Origin of the sequence: Acidisphaera rubrifaciens HS-AP3, from assembly GCF_000964365.1 — a bacterium.
Taxonomy (GTDB): domain Bacteria; phylum Pseudomonadota; class Alphaproteobacteria; order Acetobacterales; family Acetobacteraceae; genus Acidisphaera; species Acidisphaera rubrifaciens.
The window spans coordinates 1-4,800 of the sequence record NZ_BANB01000077.1 but is presented as its reverse complement, the minus strand read 5'-3'; the positions used below and the strand labels follow the sequence as shown (position 1 = coordinate 4,800).

Here is a 4,800-nt window from a genome sequence, read left to right as displayed (position 1 = left end):
GGAGGCCGCGCTGCCGCTCGGCGCCGCGATTCCCGGCGCGCATGTGCACCAGCCGGGCGCCGGGCATGTCGGCATGGTCGCCGGCACCGGGGCGGAGCGCGCGCTGTGGCGCCCGCTGCGGGACTGGGTTGCCGCCCTTTCGCCGGCTACCCCGCGGTAGTAAGTACCGGGCGTCCGCAGGCACTAGAAATGGGAGAAGCCAGAATGGACGACATCGTCATCGTATCGGCCGCGCGCACGCCGGTCGGCAGCTTCAACGGCGCGTTCGGGGCCCTGTCCGCGCATGAACTCGGCACCGTCGCCCTCCGCGCCGCGATCGAGCGCGCCGGCATCACGGCCGAGGACGTGGACGAGGTGATCCTCGGCCAGGTGCTCGCCGCCGGCGAGGGGCAGAACCCCGCCCGTCAGGCCGCCCGCGCCGCCGGCGTGCCGGACGGCAAGACCGCGTTCGGCATCAACCAGGTCTGCGGCTCCGGCCTGCGCGCCGTCGCCCTCGCGGCGCAGCAGGTCCGCACCGGCGAAAGCGCCATCGTCGTCGCCGGCGGGCAGGAGAGCATGAGCCAGTCGCAGCACGCGGCCTATCTGCGCGGCGGCACCAAGATGGGTGGCGTCGAATTCATCGACACCATGCTCAAGGACGGGCTGTGGGACGCCTTCCACGGCTATCACATGGGCATCACCGCCGAGAACGTCGCGCGCGCCTATCAGATCACCCGCGACGAACAGGACGCCTTCGCCCTCGCCTCGCAGCAGAAGGCGAGTGCGGCGCAGAAGGCCGGCCGCTTCCGCGACGAGATCGCGCCCGTCACGGTCAAGACCCGCAAGGGCGAGAGCGTGTTCGCCGACGACGAATACATCCGCCACGACGCCTCGCCCGAGACGATGGCGAAGCTGCGCCCGGCCTTCAGCAAGGACGGGACCGTGACCGCAGGCAACGCGTCGGGCATCAACGACGGCGCCGCGGCGCTGGTGGTGATGAGCGGGGCGGAGGCGGCGAAGCGCGGGCTCAAGCCGCTCGCCCGCATCGTCTCGTTCGCGACGGCCGGCGTCGATCCGGCGGTGATGGGCACCGGCCCGATCCCCTCGGCGCGCAAGGCGCTGGCGCGCGCCGGCTGGAAGGCCGACGACCTCGACCTCGTGGAAGCCAACGAGGCGTTCGCCGCACAGGCGCTGGCGGTGAACAAGGACCTCGGCTGGGACACGTCGAAGGTCAACGTCAACGGCGGCGCCATCGCCATCGGCCACCCGATCGGCGCGTCGGGCGCGCGCATCCTGACGACCCTGCTGCACGAGATGGGCCGCCGCGACGCCAAGCGCGGCCTCGCGACGCTGTGCATCGGCGGCGGCATGGGCGTCGCTATGTGCCTGGAGCGCTGACCGCCGCCGACCGCGACGGACCGGCCTGAAACGACTGCACGGGCGGGGCGCCACGGCGTCCCGCCCGTTTCCATTTCGTATGATCCCGACCCGCCCCACTCGCGCGCAGGTCGCGGACATTTTCCCACCGCACGCGGTCCCGCCCTGATAGAACGCAGCGATATGTCGTCGCGCCCCCGGTACGCGGCGCAGGGGGAGGCGGATATGAGCCGCGATCTGCAACGCCGCATGATGGCGGAGTTCCTCGGCACGTTCTGGCTGGTGTTCGGCGGCTGCGGCGCGGCGGTGGTCTCCGCCGCCTATCCGCATCTCGGCATCGGCTTCACCGGGGTGGCCTTCGCCTTCGGGCTGACGGTGCTGACGATGGCCTATGCCGTCGGCCACATCTCCGGCGGTCATTTCAATCCCGCCGTTACCCTCGGCCTGTGGGCCGCCGGGCGCTGCGCCAATCATCACGTGCTGCCCTATATCGTGGTGCAGGTGGTCGGCGCGATCGCGGCGTCCTCGGTGCTGTGGTTCATCGCCTCGGGCCAGCCCGGCTGGGTGCCCGGCGGCTTCGCCGCCAACGGCTACGGCGCGCTCAGCCCCGGCCATTACTCGGTCGGCGCCTGCTTCCTCGCGGAACTGCTGCTGACGTTCTTCTTTCTGCTCATCATCATCGGCACGACGTCCAGGGGCGCGGCGACCGGGTTCGCGGGCATCCCGATCGGCCTCGGGCTGACCCTGATCCACCTGATCTCGATCCCGATCACCAACACCTCGGTCAACCCGGCGCGCAGCACGGCGCCGGCGCTGTTCGCGGGCGGCCCCTATGTCGCGCAGCTCTGGCTGTTCTGGATCGCGCCCATCGCCGGCGCGCTGATCGCCGGCTGGCTCGGCCGCACCCTGTATGAGCCGGACGCCATCATCGACACCGTGGTGGTCGAGGAGCGCAGCGTCGCCTGAGGCCCCGCGCCGCCGCCCCGCGCCCTTCAGGCGCGGGCGAGCCGGTTCCAGGCGTCGAGCGCCGCGATCTTGTACGCCTCGGCGAGCGTCGGATAATTGAACGTGTTCTCGATGAAGTAGTCGAGCGTGCCGCCCAGGTTCGCCACCGCCTGCCCGATATGGATCAGCTCGGTCGCGCCCTCGCCCACGATATGCGTGCCGAGCAGCCGCCGGTCATCGAGGGCGAAGATCAGCTTCAGCATCCCGGCATCCAGCCCCATGATGTGCCCGCGCGAGGTCTCGCGGAACCGCGCGATGCCGCATTCGTACGGGATGCCCTGCGCCCGCACCTGTTCCTCGCTCAGCCCGACGGTGGAGATCTCCGGCACCGCGTAGATGCCATAGGGGAAAAAGCGCGGCGCCGGCGGCAGGGTCACGCCGAAGGCGTGGCAGGCGGCGATGCGTCCCTGTTCCATCGACGTGGACGCGAGCGAGGGAAACCCCACCACGTCGCCGGTCGCGTAGATATGCGCGACCGCCGTCTGGAACGTCGCCGGATCGACCGCGATCCGCCCGCGCGCGTCCGTCGCGAGGCCGCACGCCTCCAGCCCCAGTCCGTCCGTCGCGCCCATCCGCCCGACGGCGTACAGCAGCATCTCCGACCGCAGCCGCCGGCCGCTGGCCAGCGTGACCACCGGGCACCCGTCCTCCAGCGCGATCGTCTCCACCGGCGCGCCGAGGCGGATCGTGGTGCCGCGGTCGCGCAGCTGATGGACGAACTCCTCCACCACCTCCTGATCGATGAAGTCGAGGAAGCTGTCGCGCGATTCCACCAGCGACACCGCGACGTCGAGGGCGGAGAAGATCGTCGCGTACTCGACCCCGATCACCCCCGCGCCCACCACCGTCAGGCTGCGCGGCAGGCGCGTGATCTCCACCATCTCGTCGGAATCGAGCACCCGCGCCCCGTCGAACGGCACCGTCGCCGGGCGGTGCGGCCGTGTGCCGACGGCGATCAGGAAATGCGCGCCCTCCACCGTCGTCACGGCGCCGTCCTCCTGTGTCACGGCGACGCGGTGCGGATCGACGAAGCACGCGCTGCCGGCCAGCGTGCGCACGCCGTTGCGCGCGAACTGATGCTCCAGCACGTCGACCTCGTGATCCAGCGTCTTGTGCAGGCGCATCATCAGGTCGCGGGCGTCGATGTCCTTCTTGACGCGATAGGCGCGGCCGTAAAATCCGCGCTCGCGCCAGCCCGACAGGTTGAGCACCGTCTCGCGCAGCGTCTTCGACGGGATGGTGCCGGTATGGACCGACACGCCGCCCACGCGCCGCCCGCGCTCGATCACGAGGACGGATTTCCCGAGCTTGGCGGCCTGGACCGCGGCGCGTCGGCCGGACGGGCCGCTGCCGATGATGACGAGGTCGTGACGCATCGTGCCGCCTGTTCCTTTCGCCGCGCCCCCGGACCCCGGGCGGTGCCGCCGCCATGCCGGCCACGCGCAGCATGCCATCCCGCGCGCGGTGCTGCATCGCAAGATGCAAAGCAAGAACGGTGCAAGCGCCGCGCCCCCTGTCTCGCACGCCGGGATTAACGTCCCGCGAAGCGGCGATCCCCGCATTCCCCTTTTGAGCCGCGCGCGGCCTGCTCTAGGCTCGCGATCCGGGAAGGGTCATCACCCGGCAACACAGGGGGGAGGAAGACATGGCACGCGTCGCACTCGTGACGGGCGGCACACGCGGCATCGGCGCCGCGATCAGCCGGGCTCTGGCCGAGGCGGGCCGCACCGTCGTCGCCAGCTACGCCGGCAACGACGCGGCCGCGGAGGCCTTCCACAAGGAGACCGGCATCGCGGTGATGAAGTTCGACGCGGCCGACTACGACGCCTGCGCCGCCGCCGTCGCGCGCATCCGCGAGCAGCACGGCCCGATCGAGATCCTCGTCAACAACGCCGGCATCACCCGCGACGCGACGATGACCAAGATGACGCGCGAGTCCTGGGACGCGGTGATCGACACCAATCTCGGCTCCTGCTTCAACCTCGCGAAGCTGACCTTCGACGACATGCGCGCGGCGAAGTTCGGCCGCATCGTCAACATCGGCAGCATCAACGGCCAGGCCGGCCAGTACGGGCAGGTGAACTACGCCGCCGCCAAGTCCGGCATCCACGGCTTCACCAAGGCGCTGGCGCAGGAAGGGGCCCGCTTCGGCATCACCGTCAACGCCATCGCGCCCGGCTATGTCGATACCGACATGGTGCGCGCCGTGCCCGCCGACGTGCTGCAGAAGATCGTCGCCCGCATCCCGATGGGCCGCCTCGGCCGCGCCGACGACATCGCCCGCGGCGTGCTGTTCCTCACCGCCGACAACGCCGATTTCGTGACCGGCAGCACGCTGTCGATCAACGGCGGCCAGCACATGTACTAAGGCCCGGCCAAAGGGGCGCCGGCGGGCCGCGTCAGCCCGCCGCGACCCCGGCCCGCGCCAGCGCGTCGCCC

At 71.0% G+C, this 4,800-nt stretch carries 4 protein-coding genes; 3 read left to right on the top strand and 1 reads right to left on the bottom strand.

Features of this window, described 5'->3' with window-relative positions; genetic code table 11:
* The first annotated feature begins 204 nt into the window (after nt 1–204).
* The gene (locus B8460_RS02755; protein ID WP_048860044.1) at nt 205–1,377 is read left to right on the top strand and encodes an acetyl-CoA C-acetyltransferase; all 1,173 of its coding nucleotides are present in this window, start codon (nt 205–207) and stop codon (nt 1,375–1,377) included.
* 204 nt (nt 1,378–1,581) lie between these two features.
* Nucleotides 1,582–2,322, top strand: coding sequence for an aquaporin Z (aqpZ, locus tag B8460_RS02750; protein WP_048860043.1), 741 nt, complete (start codon nt 1,582–1,584; stop codon nt 2,320–2,322).
* Nucleotides 2,323–2,348: 26 nt separating this feature from the next.
* Here aqpZ and sthA read toward each other — a convergent pair whose 3' ends face one another.
* Nucleotides 2,349–3,737, bottom strand: a complete 1,389-nt coding sequence (gene sthA / locus B8460_RS02745) for a Si-specific NAD(P)(+) transhydrogenase (RefSeq protein ID WP_048860042.1) — start codon at nt 3,735–3,737, stop codon at nt 2,349–2,351.
* Between the two features lie 269 nt (nt 3,738–4,006).
* On the opposite strand from sthA, the gene phbB reads away from it, so the two are divergent.
* Nucleotides 4,007–4,729: an acetoacetyl-CoA reductase gene (gene phbB / locus B8460_RS02740; protein ID WP_048860041.1), complete on the top strand. Its 723-nt coding sequence runs from the start codon at nt 4,007–4,009 to the stop codon at nt 4,727–4,729.
* The last annotated feature ends 71 nt before the right edge of the window (nt 4,730–4,800 follow it).